Origin of the sequence: Shewanella sp. SP1S2-4 (assembly GCF_031932075.1) — a bacterium.
GTDB classification, from domain to species: Bacteria; Pseudomonadota; Gammaproteobacteria; order Enterobacterales; family Shewanellaceae; genus Shewanella; species Shewanella baltica.
Window position 1 is genome coordinate 240093 of sequence record NZ_JAUOET010000001.1, and the last position, 15825, is coordinate 255917.

Consider the following 15825-nt stretch of genomic DNA (forward strand, 5'->3'; position numbering starts at 1 on the left):
GACTTTAATAGGTAGAAATCTCGATGAATGCATTTACCTTTTTAATCACCACACTATTCGACTTGTATTTGATGGTGGTGATTTTGCGGATATGGCTGCAACTGGCAAGGGCGGATTTTTACAATCCTTTTAGCCAATTTATTGTCAAAGCGACTCACCCGCTCATCGCGCCAATGCGCCGTATTCTGCCTTCCTTAGGACGGTTTGATACCGCATCATTCGTCCTCGCGTTGCTGGTCGTGATGGTCAAAGTACTGCTGATCAGCCTTATCGCAGGCGGTGGCATAGACATAATGCTGTTTCTAATGTTTGCCGTTGTGTCTGTGATCAAAAAAGCAGGGGTATTGCTGTTTTGGATGCTGTTGATACGCGCAATATTAAGTTGGTTTAACCAAGGTTATAACCCAATTGTGATGATCATGGGTCAGTTAACTGAACCTGTATTAGCCCCAATCCGCCGTATCATACCGCCAATTGGTGGCTTAGATTTATCTGTGATGTTAGTGATTATAGGTATGAATTTCCTCAATATGTTACTTGCTCAATATGTTCCTTATTGGGCTGTGATCTAATGAGTGCAGTGACTTTGCAGCAAGGTGACTTGCTGCTTAATCTCTACATTCAGCCTAAGGCCAGCCGAGATCAAATTGTAGGACTGCACGGTGATGAGCTAAAAGTAGCCATCACTGCGCCGCCTATTGATGGCAAGGCCAATGCCCATTTAAGCAAGTACTTAGCAAAGACCTTTAAAGTGCCCAAGAGCGACATTCATATAATGAAAGGTGAACTTGGTCGGCATAAGCAAATCCGCGTGATTGACCCAAAGATCATCCCAAGCATCATTACTGAGCTAATGGGACAAACTAGCTGAGCTAATACTCTTGAAAGGCTAAAAACCAAAATACTTCTTTGAATGCGGTTAATTTATCGATAAACAGATAAACATAAACAATAGTCACAGCGACCTATACTCAAACATTCCCTAATATGAGGTATCCCATCATGTTCCGTAATATTCTGGCTGTATTAGCCCTCACCGCTAGCCTTTGTGGTGTTGCAAACGCAGAGCAAAAAGAAACTGTCGGCAATTTTGACATTCATTATATGGCACTTGGCAGTACTTTTTTGACGCCTAGCATAGCCAAATCCTATGGCATTCAGCGCAGTAGCTATACAGGCATTATCAACATTGCGGTGTTAGATATCAGCGAAGCGAATAAACCCGCAGTACCCGTTGAAATTACCGGTGTCGCCAATAACTTATTAGATGCTCGAATCAACTTAACCTTCAAAGAGATCCGTGAAGGTGATGCGATTTATTATATTGCCGAAGTTCCTTACCGCGATGATCAGGAGATAAACTTCAATATCGCGATCAAGCATGGTAATCAATTAAATACCAACTTGCAGTTCAAGCAAAAATTCTACGTCGAATAAGCCAAGCTGAGATTACCGCAATACATAAGTAACTTTGGGACGATACAAGTCTGTACCGTCCCGCCCTTTTCCTGTCCTTTAGCCCTCAGCTTGGGTATCATTGCCGCAGTATAAGTCGCCCCAATGATATAGGTGTTCCATGCAACAAATCGTCCTCGCCAGTGGCAACAAAGGCAAACTCGCCGAATTCGATCAAATGCTCGCCAGCTACGGTGTCACTGTACTGCCGCAGAGTCAGTTTAATGTCAGCGAAGTGGCCGAAACGGGCACCACTTTTGTCGAAAATGCTATTATCAAAGCCAGACATGCCGCCGAAATCACCGGACTTGCGGCCATTGCCGATGATTCAGGTTTAGAAGTGGATTTACTCCAAGGCGCTCCCGGCATTTATTCAGCGCGTTACGCGGGCGAGAATGCCAAAGATCAAGACAACGTATTGAAACTACTTGAGACATTAAAAGACCAGCCAGCACCTCGCAGTGCGAGATTCCAATGCGTGCTGGTATATATGCGCCACGCCAAAGATCCAACCCCAATTATTTGCCAAGCCGCATGGGAAGGCCAAATCGACTTTAACCAACGTGGCGACAATGGCCATGGTTACGATCCGATTTTTATCCCTGAAAATTATCAATGTAGCGCGGCACAGCTCAGCAGCAACGAGAAAAATGCCTTAAGCCATCGTGGTAAAGCCCTAGTGCAACTCATCGCTGCCATGCAAGCCCAAGGCGTGTTAACTGGCGGGAATGCACAATAATGTCGTCAACTGCCGTGACTACTGCGATGAAGCTCGAACTGCCGCCACTCAGTCTGTATATCCATATTCCTTGGTGCGTACAAAAGTGTCCTTACTGCGACTTTAACTCCCATGGTCAAAATGGTGAGCTGCCACAGGAAGCCTATGTTGATGCGCTATTGGAAGACTTACGCCAAGATTTACATCTCGTCCAAGGGCGGCAGATCCATACCATCTTTATCGGTGGCGGCACACCATCCTTATTCGATGCTTTGCAAATCAAACGCATACTCGATGGTGCCAATGCGCTAATCCCCTTTAGTGACAATATCGAAATCACCATGGAAGCCAACCCTGGCACCTTAGAACACGATGATTTTAGTGCCTATCGCGCAGCCGGTGTCACTCGTTTATCTATCGGTGTGCAAAGTTTTTCTAAGGATAAGCTCAACTTACTTGGACGTATTCACGATCAAAACGAGGCACAAGTCGCTGCTCAAAAAGCCAGCCAAGCGGGATACTTGAGTTTTAACCTCGATTTAATGCATGGATTACCCAACCAAAGTTTTGCTGAAGCGATGGCCGATATCGACACGGCAGCGGCGCTGAATCCGCCCCACCTGTCTTGGTATCAGTTAACAATTGAGCCCAACACCCTATTCCACTCAAAACCGCCGCAGTTGCCCGATGACGAAGCGCTCTGGCATATCTATGAGCAAGGTCAACAAAAGCTGGCCGCATTAGGGTATGAGCAATACGAAATATCCGCTTATGCGAAACCCGGTTACCAATGTAAGCACAATCTCAACTACTGGCAGTTTGGTGATTATCTAGGCATAGGCTGTGGCGCCCACGGTAAAGTGACGCTGCCAGAAGAAAACCGCATTATACGCACGGTAAAAATTAAACATCCCAAGGGATATCTGAGTGCCAGCAACTACACCTTCGAATCGATTGATGTGGCAGAGGAAGATCGCGCGCTTGAATATTTAATGAATCGCCTGCGCCTGATGACACCTATCCCTAAGCAAGAATTTGAACTGCGTACCGGACAGCACAGAGACACATTGACCGAAGGAATGGAAAAGGCCAAACAACGCGGTTTACTCACAGAATCCGCTGAACATTGGCAATTAACCAGTAAAGGTCACATGTTTGTTAATGATTTACTGACACAATTCTGCTAACACTGCCGTTAAAATAGCTATATAAATAATGTGTTAGTGGTCAATAGTGCAGTTTAATACTATTACTGCTAACACATTTTCTAACATTAATATCCATACATTCTTGTCCAGCTTCTTTAGAATTGATGCAACTCAATCCAGGAAGCTTGATCATGCCAATAAAAACTAAAATCAGCTTAGTCGCACTAACCCTTTCAGCCCTGCTGACCATTCCCGCATATGCAGCATCAAGCTCGCCAGCCTTACACAGTGCAAGCGAACCTATGAATGCAGTGGTGCAAACCGAGTCAGACAAAGCCAATGCGTTGTTCGAAACCATCTTCATGGAAAACATCATGGCGAGCCCTATTTCGCAAACCTATATGGGGATCAAGCAAGACTATGATAAATGGGATGAACTGGGTGATGCCGCCGATGATAAAGCCCTAGCACGCACGAAAAAACAACTGGCGCAGGTCAATCTGATTGATGCGGCCAAACTCGATCCACAAACAAACCTCAGCCTCACCTTACTCAAACAAAATCTGCAAAATGACATCGAAGATGACCAATGGCGCTACCATAATTACCCTGTGAATCAGATGTATGGCGGCCACTCTATGATCGCCTCCTTCTTGATTAACCAACATCAAATTACAGATGTCAGCGATGCCAAGGCCTATATCAGCCGCTTGAATGGCGTGCCTAAACGTTTAAGTCAATTACAGACAGTGTTAGAAGTCCGCGCAGATAAAGGCATTATTGCGCCTAAGTTTGTATTCGCTTATGTCATTTCAGACAGCCAAAACATCATCAAAGGTGCGCCTTTTGATAAGAGCGACGATAGCGCGCTACTCGCAGATTTTCGCCGTAAAGTGAACGCATTAGCGATTCAAGAAACGGAAAAGCAAACACTGCTTAAACAGGCTGAGCAAGCACTAGTGACTCAAGTCGAGCCCGCCTATAACAAGCTCATCAGTTACATAAAAACCTTAGCAACCAAAGCAGACGACCGTGATGGTGCGTGGAAGCTCCCTAACGGCGCCGCCTTTTACAATAATGCCTTAGCCCGTACTACCACCACAAATATGACCGCCGATCAAATCCATGACTTAGGCCTTTCTGAGGTGGAACGTATTCATAACGAAATGCGCGCCATTATGAAGAAGGTCAATTTTAAAGGCGATTTACAGCAATTCTTTAGCTTCATGCGTGACGATCCCCAGTTCTACTACCCCAATACCGCCGAAGGCAAAGCCGCCTATTTAGCTGAGGCGACTAAGCTCATCGACAATATGAAATCGCGCTTAGATGAAGTGTTCAAAGTAAAACCTAAGGCCGCCATGATAGTGAAACAGGTTGAAGCCTTTAGAGAAAAATCCGCGGGCAAAGCCTTCTATGAGCAACCGGCACCAGATGGTTCGCGTCCAGGTAGCTACTATGCAAACCTATATGACATGAAAGCCATGCCGAAATACCAAATGGAGGCACTGGCCTACCACGAAGGTATTCCGGGTCATCATATGCAGATAGCCATTTCCCAAGAGCTGCAAAATATTCCTAAGTTCCGCAAATTTGGTGGCTATACCGCGTATATCGAGGGCTGGGGTTTATATAGCGAATCTTTCCCGAAAGAAATGGGACTCTACGCCGATCCCTATTCTGACTTTGGTCGTCTAGCAATGGAGCTATGGCGTGCATGTCGCTTAGTCGTTGATACTGGTATCCACGCTAAAAAGTGGACCCGCGAGCAAGGCATTGCCTATTACGTGGATAATACGCCCAATGCTAAATCGGATGCGGTGAAAATGGTTGAACGCCATATCGTTATGCCATCGCAAGCGACAGCCTATAAAGTGGGCATGATTAAGCTGCTGGAACTCAGACATAAAGCAGAACAACAGCTTGGCAGTCAATTTGATATCCGCGACTTCCATACGCTAGTACTTGCTAACGGCGCATTACCGCTGGATGTGTTAGAGCAACAAGTTGATCTCTGGATAGCCAGCAAGAAGAAGGCCTAATACCCTGATGTTTTAATGCCTTAATGCCTAGCCGTGAAGCATTGTTAACCTGCTTCACGACTAAAGCGACATCGATGAAAGTCTTAAGCTACGCCCAATAAAAAAGCCACTCGAAAGTGGCTTTTTTATTGGTACCATTATCCCGTTAGATAACAGAACCCTTCTCACTGTGGGTCACTATATTTGTTGTATTAATTTATGCTTTAGCACTCGCCTTCACATCACTTAACACACAGTTGCGACTTTAGGGTACAGGGAGACAAAACGCTTACCCAAGGCTGCACAAACCATCAATAAAAAATTACCTCAGCGATAAGGCTGAGGTAAACCAAAAACTAGGATGATGGTTTAAAGAGCCAACATTGTTTTAGTTCTCAAACTTCTGTTGGCTGTGATCCAAAACTGCATTAATGCCGACCTGTACACAAAAATTGAAAGGGGTCATTTCCAATAAACGTATAGGACTCAGGTCATTCCGAATCAACTGCCACCATTGTATTCAATTAAGAACAGAGTTCAAGGATGTTATAAAAAACAGCTTTAGAACACCCTAAAAAATCATTCGCAAATGTACCCACCAATTCAACCTAAAGCATTGATTTTAAATAGTCACAAAAGTGCCTAGTTAATTTAAAATCACATATAACTGGTTTTGAGAACAATGTTTCCTATTTTACTGACGTTTACTGAATAATTCGACATAGGGCGCATCCCAATACGGCGGCGTTCCTATGTGATCTTTGATGAATTCGATAAAAGAACTGACCTTAGGTGCTAAGTGCTTACGACGGGGATAAACCGCCTGCAATGGCAGATGGTGGGTCAATTGCCAATCCTTCAGTAAAGGCACTAATGTCCCCTTGGCAATTTCATCTTCCATCAGATAACTTGCAAGATACACAACCCCAAGACCACTGATTGCGGCGGATTTTAATGCGGGTGCGTTATCCACCCTGAAATTGCCCGATACGCCAATTTCACAGTAATCATCACCCTTCTTAAATTGCCACATGCTGTGCTCGTGCCACTCGCCTTGATAGACCAAACAATTGTGGTCAACTAACTGCTCAGGTCGAGTTGGTTCGCCATGTTGAGCAATGTAGCCTGGAGAAGCAACTAACAGGAATTGGCACTTCATCAGAGGTCTAGCAACCATGCCAAGCGGTAATTGCTCCGACATAGTTAACAGTAAGTCTAAGCCTTCACTCACTACATCTACTTTATGGTCCAGTAAGCTCACTTGTAGCTCAAGCTCAGGATGTTTTGCCATAAAGGATGGCAGCGCAGGAATGATATGCATCACCCCAAAGGACTGGGAAATCCCCACCTTAAGCACGCCGCGGGTCGCATCATTTAAGTTATGCACGCTGGCTATCGCTTGTTCAGCGTCACGCAGCAATTCTTCACCTTGCAGATACAGCAAATGCCCTGCTTCAGTCAGGCTTAAGCTGCGGGTGGTACGTTGGATTAATTGAACACCAAGTCTATGTTCAAGATCGGCGACTTGTGTACTGACCTTAGACTTAGAAATCCCAAGCCTTCTTGCGGCGGCACTAAAACTACCAGCTCTGGCCACATGAGTAAAAATCGCAATAGGTTCTAACAGTTCTAACATGGAAGTCGCCTTAAGCTGTTTACGACAATGATATTAACTTTCGGTGAATAGCAGTGGTTAGCGTAATCATCGCTTAAAAATAACCATAGCATTGATATCTCGCATTAAAGTGATATAACGCAGAGATTTAGACCGAAAAAGTCCACTAAAGTAGGGTGTTATATCTGACTGATATGCCAGCTTTTAATTATATTTTAAGAGTATACCAAATATTCGTCTCTAGACTGTAACATTCCGAACTAAATCGCTGCAAGCCAAGCCTACAAGCCACATCGACTTTATCCTCATAGCTTTCGCCACTAAGAATTAGCCAATAAAAAAGCCCCTAGGCGATAAATTGACTAGGGGCGTAGCATTCAAATTTGACTCATGCACAAGGAGATAGAAGTTATTGCAGTTAAAAGCAAGGGCTATTCACAAAAACTATTAGTAAGGACGATTAACAAGAACTATTCACGCAGCTCCTTGGTTGAGTTTTGTGTCAACGCATAAGGCGCGAGTTCTGGTACCTCTTGGCGTAATTGATTTTCAAGCACTAACAGATTTTCAAATCGGTCGCACAAACGGTCAGCTTTAGCTTCCAGTCCCTTAGATTGACTCTCAATTTGTTGCTCAATATCTTGGCCTAAGTTGTCCATTTTTTTGGAGAAGGCATCCATCTTGGCTTCAAAACTATCACCGTCACCCGACATGATTTGGCCACCTATGGTCATCATAATGGTGCCCACTGAGTTCTGAACAATTTGCTCCATTTCCTGCTCGAATTCGTCGTTAAAGGTGTTCTGAATCGAGTCCTCCGTCGCGCCGAGATAGAAGCTATCGCCATGACGGTAGGCAACTGAATCAACACGCTTTTGGACGCCTGCCATCATTTCATCGAATTTAGCACCGGCCGCATCGCCCATTAAAGGGGTTAACGCCATGCTCACCGCTTGCGAAGCTAATGCGACGGCCTCGTTCACGACTTCAATCACTTCAGGCACTTGCGTCGACACTTCATCGGCGTATTGAGTCACTAGCTTTTTTTGCTTATCGGTTAAGTTTACTTGTTTGCCTTCAACAAATAACTTATCGACTTCGATGCGATACTTTTCGGTGCCCTTCTCGCTCATGACTAATTTTTTAGGCTCAACCATAACGTCATAATTTAAAGAGACTTCACAACGTTCATCGACTTTAGGCTCTGTTTGCGCTTGCGCCAACTGTAGGCCAGATGTCCCTAAAATCACGCCGGATAAGGCAAATCCAGTTAATAGCTTATTTAATTTCATGTTGTTCGTCCTTTAATCTGAATAATTCGATAAACCTAAACTACTGAATAGCTTATAGCAGGAGACGTGCCAACTTTATAACAATATGATTATGTTGGATTTAGGAAAGTTAGCACTAAAAGGTCATTAGCGAAATTCGCTAACTTTTAGTCTGATAGTGCTAATAAAAACGTGAAGTAAAACTAGAAAATGGAACGACCAAGGCGTTGGCTTAAATGCTCAAGCATGGCAGTGCCAGCAAGCGAATTGCCATTGCCATCGAGTTCTGGCGACCAAACACAAATCGACAGTTCCCCAGGAATAACGGCAATGATGCCACCACCGACACCACTTTTACCAGGCATACCGACACGATAGGCAAACTCGCCCGCTCCATCGTATAGGCCCGAAGTCGCCAACAGGGCATTAAGCTGCCGAGTTTGCACCTGAGAGATAAGCTCAGTCCCAATTATGCTTTTGCCGCGATTAGCCAAGTACAACATGGCTTTAGACAAGTCAGCGCAATTCATCTTTAAGGCGCAGTAATGAAAATAGGTGCGTAGCACAGTATCAACATCGCCTTGAAAATTACCAAAGGACTTCATCAAATAAGCAATCGCCGCATTGCGCGCACTATGCTGATATTCTGAGTCGGCCACTTGTTTGTCGAAACTGACTTTATCGTTTTGGCTTAGTTGCCTAACTAACTCGAGCATTCTGTGTTTAGGTGCACCTAAACGACTCTGCAATAAGTCAGCAATCACTAACGCGCCAGCATTGATAAATGGGTTGCGCGGCTTGCCACGTTCTAACTCGACTTGTACTAAAGAGTTGAATGAATGGCCCGAAGGTTCTTTGCCAACTCGGCTCCAAATTTCGGCTTCTTCATATAAAGTTAACGCTAAGGTTAAGCTGAAAACTTTGGAGATACTTTGAATCGAAAACGGCTCAAGGTAATCGCCCGCACCTAAGGTTTCACCATCAACGGTTGTGACGGCAATGCCTAATTTTCCAGCATCAACGCTGGCCAGTGCGGGGATGTAATCTGCAACCTTTCCTTGGCCGAGCAAGGGTCGAACTTTCTCGACCACTTCCTCAAGTAATGCCAACTCGGGCATTAACCCCACCAAATGTCGTACAGTTCGCTAACTTCAACCTGAGACACTTTTTGATTCGCCCAGAATGCCTTAACTGCTGCAATATCTTCTTCGGTACATTTGCCGATCGTTTGGGTTGCGATAATGCCTTCCCATTCGATGTGACCGCCGCCATGGAAACCTAACTTACGGGTTTCGATCACTTCATCGATAAATTTATCAACAGTTGCATCGATATCGGCTTCTGATACTGATGCATCAAAAGTCCAAGCCATATCAAAACCTAACTCTTGGAATTCATCAACGCGCATTTTCTTACGTAAACGACGGCTACGATTAGTTGCCATAGTGACTTTCCCCGTTGTGTTAAAAAACTAATTAATCAATTGAAATATCTAGATTAAGCAATACGCTCAAACATCAGATCCCATACACCGTGACCCAGTCTATGGCCGCGGGCTTCAAACTTTGTCAGTGGGCGATGATCAGGACGCGGCACCACAGTGCCATCACTCGACTGGTTTTGATAACCAGGAGCTGCTTGCATCACTTCCAACATATGCTCGCTGTATTCTTCCCAATCGGTTGCCATATGGAACACGCCGCCAATTTTTAGCTTGCGGCGGATCAGTTCAGCAAATTCAGCTTGTACGATACGACGCTTATGGTGACGTTTCTTATGCCAAGGATCGGGAAAAAACAATTGCACTCGGGCTAATGAACCGTCGGCAATCGCATGTTCTAATACTTCCATGGCATCATGATGATACACACGTAAATTAGTCACACTCGCAATGGCGGCATCGCTTAAGCAAGAACCAACACCCGGTTTATGCACTTCAATACCAATAAAATTTTGCTCTGGTGCGTCTTTAGCCATTTGCACTAAAGAGGCGCCCATGCCAAAGCCAATTTCCAGCACAGTATCGGCTTCACGGCCAAAAACATCGCTCAGGTTCAATGGCGCTGGGCTGTAATTTAACCCCATTGTTGGCCACTGGCTTTCAATAGCTTGGGCTTGGCCTTTAGTTAAGCGACCTTCTCTTAGGACAAAGCTTCTGATCTTACGCAGATACTTGCCTTCTTCATTAAATTCAGCGGTAGTGACTTCGCTCATTTTTGCCTCGTCTAGTGGACAGCACCATCATAAAAGAAGGGCATTATCCAAAGTTCAACATACAGTGCAAGCACTAATGGGGCGAAAGTATACCAAGATTATTTGAGAGTGCGAATTTAGCAGTGATTTTCGGCTTTTTAGCCCTTATCCACTTGTCTTTGAGCTTGTCTAAGAAGATAACTGCCGCTACACTGCGCCGATGAAATCTTCAGCCTCCTTCGCCACACGTATCGTCTCTTGGTACGACAATCACGGTCGTAAAACCCTCCCTTGGCAGCAAGATAAAACCCCATATAGCGTATGGGTTTCTGAAATCATGCTGCAACAAACTCAGGTTGCGACTGTTATTCCCTATTACCTTAAATTTATGGCGCGTTTTCCCGATGTGTTAGCACTTGCTAACGCGCCAGATGATGAGGTGTTGCATCATTGGACCGGCCTTGGGTATTACGCTAGGGCGCGTAATCTGCATAAAGCAGCCAAGATGATCCGCGACGATTATCAGGAACTATTTCCAACGGATTTTGAGCAAGTACTCGCCCTACCCGGCATCGGCCGCTCAACGGCAGGCGCAGTATTATCGCTGTCGCTTGGACAACATCACCCCATTCTCGACGGTAACGTCAAACGCGTGTTAGCACGACACGGCGCTATCGCCGGTTGGCCGGGGCAAAAAACTGTCGAAGCGCAGCTTTGGCAGCTGACTGACACGTATACGCCGCAGCAAGATATTCAGAAATATAATCAAGCCATGATGGATATCGGCGCCAGTATTTGTACTCGTAGCAAACCTAACTGCGCCGCTTGCCCTGTAGCGATTGATTGCAAAGCTCAGCTGATTGGACGACAAACCGATTTCCCCGGCAAGAAGCCTAAAAAAACCATACCGACCAAAGCGGCGTGGATGTTAGTGCTAATGCAAGACAACCAAGTGTTTTTAGCTAAACGTCCGCCAGCGGGAATTTGGGGCGGACTTTGGTGTTTCCCTGAGTTTGCCACCCAAGCCGCACTTGAAACTCATCTTGAAGAACAAGGGTTTGCTGCACAGCAACTCGAATGGCTAACTGGCTTTAGGCACACATTCAGCCACTTCCATTTAGATATTCAGCCCATGATGCTTAACTTAGATAAAACTCATGGCGATAAAACCCACGGCAATAAACAGAGCGTGGGCGCGGTCATGGAACAAAATCAGTCTCTCTGGTATAACATAAGTCATCCTTCCAAAGTGGGACTCGCCGCCGCCACCGAGCGCGTGCTAGCCAATTTGGGATCACTCGTTCAATCCGCAGTCAGTAAGGAATAATCATGGCGCGTACAGTCAATTGCGTATATTTAAATAAAGAAGCCGACGGCCTAGACTTTCAACTGTATCCAGGTGATTTAGGTAAGCGCATTTTTGATAACATCAGCAAAGAAGCTTGGGGCCTATGGCAAAAAAAGCAAACCATGCTGATTAACGAAAAGAAACTCAACATGATGAATATTGATGATCGTAAGTTTCTTGAAGAGCAAATGACCTCTTTCCTCTTTGAAGGTAAAGAAGTAGAAATTGAAGGTTTTGTGCCTGAAAAAGACCAAGATTAATTTTATCGTTAACCTAATGATAAAGCCCACAAAAAAGCGCCTTTCGGCGCTTTTTGTTTATTCTTCACGAGATGAATAACTGAGCGTTACTTACGCACGCCTTCAACCACAAGATCTAACTCAACATGGCTAGACGCTGGGCCTAAATCCATTTTGATACCGAAGTCTTTCATCGCAAACGTGGTTGTGCCCGTAAAACCGGCACGGTAGCCACCCCAAGGATCTTGACCTTCGCCCACTGCATGGGCATTGATCGCTAATGGCTTAGTGACACCATTTAAGGTTAAGTTGCCGTTAATCACTAAGTCGCCATTACCTTTATCTTCAACTGTGGTTGAGGTAAACGTCGCTTGCGCAAACTTACTCGTGTTAAGGAAATCGGCGCTACGAATATGCTTGTCACGCTCGGCGTGGTTTGAATCCACACTGAGTGTATTTACTGTTACATTCACTTTAGCCGCAGTGGGCTTAGCCGCGTCATAACTAAAGTCACCACTAAAATCATTAAAGCGACCAACGACATAGCTATAACCTAAGTGGCTCACTTTGAAAGTAATAGAGGCATGTGCTCCTTCACGGTCAATGACATAGTCCGCCGCTGAAGCCGCCATCGGCGCCAATAGAGATGCACCAATCAGTGCGCTTAACAGTTGCTTTTTCATTGTATTATCCTCGATTAAATTTAATCATTTTGAGTAAAGTTGCGTCTTTATCGATAAAGTGATGTTTTAACGCACCTACTGCGTGGATGACCACGAGTGCGATTAAGCTATAAGCTGCGTATTGGTGAATATCGCCTGCTATATCAGCTTGGTTTTCAAAAAAAGGTCCAAATCCTGGTAGTTCAAACCAGTCAAACACCATAATTCCACGGCCTTCTGCCGTTGAAATAAGAATGCCGGCACACATGATCACCAGCAGCAATATATAAATAGCCAAATGCGCAATATGAGCAGCCAGCCTCTCCCAAGGCTTATGATTCGCCTCTGGTACGGGCTTAGGATTCACTAAGCGCCACAACAAGCGGAATAACGTCACTGCCAAGAGTAAAATCCCGACGCTCTTATGTAGATGTGGCGCTGTCTTGTACCACGCGCTGTAGTAGGTTAACTCCACCATCCACACACCTACCGCAAACAACCCAATGACGACGATCGCACTCAGCCAATGAGTCACAATTGCGGTTATCCCATAAGCCAACTTACTATTTCGAAACATACTGCGACTCCGTATTCGCGTTTTCTTCATGCCATCCATGAAATAATATTCATTATCATAAGTTTAATTTTAAAAACTAAAATCAGTAAAAATCGCTCATATCTTTCTAAATTTTAGAAAGTAAGCAGGAAACTAGGATTTATGAGCATAAATCTATAGTAAACATCAGTATCCTTCTGACTTGAAAACTACAGTCAACGAATGAAATTGACCTGAATCCGCTGAATAAGAGATAAAAAACAAGCAAGATGCACATTAAACCGCCGAACGAGTTATTTATTGGGAAAAAGCACTTGCAGAGGTGAAACTCCCTAGCTAATATAGCCGCACTTCGAACGAGACGGCTCAGCTAGCGAGTTCAAAGTAGTCAACTAACGCTTAGTTTAGTTGCCCGAATAGCTCAGTCGGTAGAGCAGAGGATTGAAAATCCTCGTGTCCCTGGTTCGATTCCGGGTTCGGGCACCATTATTTTGCAGTATAAGTTTAGCCGGCATAGCTCAGTTGGTAGAGCAACTGACTTGTAATCAGTAGGTCCCGAGTTCGACTCTTGGTGCCGGCACCATATAAACAACGAAGCCACTCAATGAGTGGCTTTTTTGTATCTGAAATTTGAAGTGTTAGGTGCAACTGACTTACTCTCGATAATACCAGTAGGTCCTGAACTCGACTCTTGGTCGTTCAATTCATGCCAGTTCAAAATCATAGTTGCAGACAAACTTATAAACCAAAATCTGCTGTCGACAAAAGTACCGTAACACTCACTAAACTTCGCCATCAGACGATATTCCCTCCCCCTTCGCATACATAAAATGCCTTAAGCGTTAATTTTCTTTCTTAAAACACAGATTAAACGAGCACTGAAGTTAACCTTATCAGTCTAAAGGCAAGGCTATCATCACTAAAATGCTGAAACTTTCAGCGACTCAATATGAGTAAAGTGGAAGAATCAAATAAATGTTCGATTTTTGTTTAATAGTTAATCAGTCATTTAAAAAGGGCTTGCACAGCCAAAGCGAGCACTATATTATACGCGCACTTCGAACGAACAAGGTCTTTACGACTTAGTTTGAAGTAGTTAACTAACGCTTAGTTAGTTGCCCGAATAGCTCAGTCGGTAGAGCAGAGGATTGAAAATCCTCGTGTCCCTGGTTCGATTCCGGGTTCGGGCACCACAATTTAGCCGGCATAGCTCAGTTGGTAGAGCAACTGACTTGTAATCAGTAGGTCCCGAGTTCGACTCTTGGTGCCGGCACCATATAAACAAAAAAGCCACTCAATGAGTGGCTTTTTTGTATCTGAAATTTGAATTAGTTCAAAGCAAAGTGTAACTGACTTACATCAACACCAGCAGTTTGTGTGTTGCTTATCCTGAAAAGAACTCACTAGCGAACCCCGCCTTACTCAAGTACTCGATAAATTGCGTAAACAGAGCATCAATACTCTCCATAGGGCTCTTATACAAACTATCAGATCAAGCAGCTCGCGCTTATTTAATTAGCTCGAGTGGCATAGGCCTATCACCGGCTTGAACTTGATGTTGAACATGGCGCCACCCTTGAGTGAGCTCACTAAGATGTGCTTTTCTCTCGGGGAATTGTGTAGAAAGTTTTTCAATTACATCGATTTGCTTCTTACACAATAATGACCAACGATCTGCATTTGATAAGTACATGGCGTTTTCCTTAACTGAGGGGTTACTTTTCCTTCGCCAGTTAAGTCTAGGCGGGAATGATTTTATTGCCAATTCAAAATTGCGTGTTAGCGCACTGTTAAAACAAGTCACTCAGGAGTATCTTTGACCTATAAACATAAGATAGGAGGCGTTATGACAGCCGATATTTTCAAACTCATTTTTGTCGCTATTGGTATTTTTCTCGTTTACAAACTCATATTTGGTGGCAAGAAAGGCCTAACTATTTTTGAAATGCATTTTAAAGATGGCCGCATGACTCAGCATAAAGGCAAAATCCCAGAGCGCTTCGAGCGGGAATGCCGCCACATTGCTAAAGCTGAAAAACTGACCTGTACTGTTAGGGCTGAAAAATCTGGAGATGTACGCTTACATATTTCTGCCAACGTGAGTGACAATGTGAAGCAAAGGATTCGTAATCTGTTTCCGTTTGAATATTATGACAAAAAGTCGATAGATAACAGTCGTCAAGCAGGCTAGTTCTTCGCCTTTCCCCTAGCAACCTCAATACTTAACCCTCAATGCTTGTTGAAGGTTAAGTATTGAGGTTGCAGCGAGTCCCTAAAGCACTTTGCTTATTTAAACTTAACCGGGTACCTAGGTTTTAAAAAATCGGATTCTAAACGACCATCTGCCCTCGCATCTCGAATACGACGTTCATTATCTTGCACCATAGGATCGCTGGCAGGTTGATGAGGGTCAGCTTGTTTCTCAGAATGATCCTCAAACTTAACGTCAAAAGATGAACAAGCCGTTAACGACAAACTCAACAAGGCCCCCAATAGAACTAAGTGTTTTTTAATCATTTATCTATACCAACTTAAACTCGGAATAATTAAAATAATAAACAATGAGTTACACCAAAATGACTCTCATATTTATCACTTT

At 44.3% G+C, this 15825-nt stretch carries 18 protein-coding genes and 4 tRNA genes; 13 read left to right on the forward strand and 9 right to left on the reverse strand.

Going from position 1 to position 15825, the window contains the following annotated elements:
• The first annotated feature begins 23 nt into the window (after window positions 1-23).
• From Q4Q52_RS01030 to Q4Q52_RS01055, 6 genes are all read left to right on the forward strand, one after another.
• Window positions 24-572, forward strand: a complete 549-nt coding sequence (locus Q4Q52_RS01030) for a YggT family protein (RefSeq protein WP_311989629.1) — start codon at window positions 24-26, stop codon at window positions 570-572.
• Window positions 572-871, forward strand: coding sequence for a DUF167 family protein YggU (gene yggU / locus Q4Q52_RS01035; protein WP_006082521.1), 300 nt, complete (start codon window positions 572-574; stop codon window positions 869-871). The genes Q4Q52_RS01030 and yggU overlap by 1 nt, the downstream gene beginning before the upstream one ends.
• A 131-nt stretch (window positions 872-1002) precedes the next feature.
• Window positions 1003-1437: a DUF4426 domain-containing protein gene (locus Q4Q52_RS01040; protein ID WP_006082522.1), complete on the forward strand. Its 435-nt coding sequence runs from the start codon at window positions 1003-1005 to the stop codon at window positions 1435-1437.
• A gap of 139 nt (window positions 1438-1576) precedes the next feature.
• Complete coding sequence (rdgB, locus tag Q4Q52_RS01045) at window positions 1577-2194, forward strand: RdgB/HAM1 family non-canonical purine NTP pyrophosphatase (RefSeq protein ID WP_012587166.1); 618 nt, start codon at window positions 1577-1579, stop codon at window positions 2192-2194.
• The gene (hemW, locus tag Q4Q52_RS01050; RefSeq protein ID WP_115334186.1) at window positions 2194-3360 is read left to right on the forward strand and encodes a radical SAM family heme chaperone HemW; all 1167 of its coding nucleotides are present in this window, start codon (window positions 2194-2196) and stop codon (window positions 3358-3360) included. Before rdgB ends, hemW begins: the two co-directional genes overlap by 1 nt.
• A gap of 152 nt (window positions 3361-3512) precedes the next feature.
• The gene (locus Q4Q52_RS01055) at window positions 3513-5363 is read left to right on the forward strand and encodes a DUF885 domain-containing protein (protein WP_311989630.1); all 1851 of its coding nucleotides are present in this window, start codon (window positions 3513-3515) and stop codon (window positions 5361-5363) included.
• Window positions 5364-6036: 673 nt separating this feature from the next.
• Here the strand turns inward: Q4Q52_RS01055 and Q4Q52_RS01060 are convergent.
• The 5 genes from Q4Q52_RS01060 to trmB form a co-directional block, all read right to left on the reverse strand.
• On the reverse strand, window positions 6037-6978 hold the full coding sequence (locus tag Q4Q52_RS01060; RefSeq protein WP_006082526.1) for a LysR family transcriptional regulator: 942 nt from the start codon (window positions 6976-6978) through the stop codon (window positions 6037-6039).
• A gap of 449 nt (window positions 6979-7427) precedes the next feature.
• Complete coding sequence (locus tag Q4Q52_RS01065; RefSeq protein ID WP_259540874.1) at window positions 7428-8249, reverse strand: YggN family protein; 822 nt, start codon at window positions 8247-8249, stop codon at window positions 7428-7430.
• A 182-nt stretch (window positions 8250-8431) separates the two neighbouring features.
• Complete coding sequence (gene glsB, locus Q4Q52_RS01070; RefSeq protein ID WP_311889341.1) at window positions 8432-9346, reverse strand: glutaminase B; 915 nt, start codon at window positions 9344-9346, stop codon at window positions 8432-8434.
• The gene (locus tag Q4Q52_RS01075) at window positions 9346-9672 is read right to left on the reverse strand and encodes a YggL family protein (RefSeq protein WP_006082529.1); all 327 of its coding nucleotides are present in this window, start codon (window positions 9670-9672) and stop codon (window positions 9346-9348) included. Before Q4Q52_RS01075 ends, glsB begins: the two co-directional genes overlap by 1 nt.
• A gap of 53 nt (window positions 9673-9725) precedes the next feature.
• Window positions 9726-10442: a tRNA (guanosine(46)-N7)-methyltransferase TrmB gene (gene trmB, locus Q4Q52_RS01080; RefSeq protein ID WP_311905336.1), complete on the reverse strand. Its 717-nt coding sequence runs from the start codon at window positions 10440-10442 to the stop codon at window positions 9726-9728.
• 199 nt (window positions 10443-10641) lie between these two features.
• On the opposite strand from trmB, the gene mutY reads away from it, so the two are divergent.
• Together mutY and Q4Q52_RS01090 are read left to right on the forward strand one after the other, a co-directional pair.
• Window positions 10642-11748, forward strand: a complete 1107-nt coding sequence (gene mutY / locus Q4Q52_RS01085) for an A/G-specific adenine glycosylase (RefSeq protein WP_311905337.1) — start codon at window positions 10642-10644, stop codon at window positions 11746-11748.
• A 2-nt stretch (window positions 11749-11750) separates the two neighbouring features.
• Window positions 11751-12029 carry an oxidative damage protection protein gene (locus Q4Q52_RS01090; RefSeq protein WP_311989631.1) on the forward strand — a complete coding sequence of 93 codons (279 nt, stop codon included), beginning with the start codon at window positions 11751-11753 and terminating at the stop codon, window positions 12027-12029.
• A gap of 86 nt (window positions 12030-12115) precedes the next feature.
• On the opposite strand, the gene Q4Q52_RS01095 is transcribed toward Q4Q52_RS01090, so the two are convergent.
• Entirely contained in the window at window positions 12116-12691 is a 576-nt protein-coding gene (locus tag Q4Q52_RS01095) for a YceI family protein (protein WP_006082533.1), read from the reverse strand.
• 4 nt (window positions 12692-12695) lie between these two features.
• Complete coding sequence (locus Q4Q52_RS01100; RefSeq protein WP_311989632.1) at window positions 12696-13247, reverse strand: cytochrome b; 552 nt, start codon at window positions 13245-13247, stop codon at window positions 12696-12698.
• 389 nt (window positions 13248-13636) lie between these two features.
• Here Q4Q52_RS01100 and Q4Q52_RS01105 point away from each other — a divergent pair.
• From Q4Q52_RS01105 to Q4Q52_RS01120, 4 genes are all read left to right on the forward strand, one after another.
• Window positions 13637-13712: transfer RNA gene (locus Q4Q52_RS01105), tRNA-Phe, on the forward strand.
• 21 nt (window positions 13713-13733) lie between these two features.
• Window positions 13734-13809 (forward strand) — tRNA-Thr (locus tag Q4Q52_RS01110).
• Between the two features lie 534 nt (window positions 13810-14343).
• Window positions 14344-14419, forward strand: a tRNA-Phe gene (locus Q4Q52_RS01115).
• A 7-nt stretch (window positions 14420-14426) separates the two neighbouring features.
• Window positions 14427-14502, forward strand: a tRNA-Thr gene (locus tag Q4Q52_RS01120).
• A gap of 231 nt (window positions 14503-14733) precedes the next feature.
• Here the strand turns inward: Q4Q52_RS01120 and Q4Q52_RS01125 are convergent.
• Window positions 14734-14919 carry a hypothetical protein gene (locus Q4Q52_RS01125; RefSeq protein ID WP_106649920.1) on the reverse strand — a complete coding sequence of 62 codons (186 nt, stop codon included), beginning with the start codon at window positions 14917-14919 and terminating at the stop codon, window positions 14734-14736.
• A 153-nt stretch (window positions 14920-15072) separates the two neighbouring features.
• Here Q4Q52_RS01125 and Q4Q52_RS01130 point away from each other — a divergent pair, with 153 nt between their 5' ends.
• Window positions 15073-15417 (forward strand): DUF3634 family protein, encoded by a 345-nt coding sequence (locus tag Q4Q52_RS01130; RefSeq protein WP_006082536.1) that lies wholly within the window; start codon window positions 15073-15075, stop codon window positions 15415-15417.
• 95 nt (window positions 15418-15512) lie between these two features.
• Here the strand turns inward: Q4Q52_RS01130 and Q4Q52_RS01135 are convergent, their stop codons facing one another.
• Complete coding sequence (locus Q4Q52_RS01135) at window positions 15513-15743, reverse strand: hypothetical protein (RefSeq protein WP_311989633.1); 231 nt, start codon at window positions 15741-15743, stop codon at window positions 15513-15515.
• Between the last annotated feature and the right edge of the window lie 82 nt (window positions 15744-15825).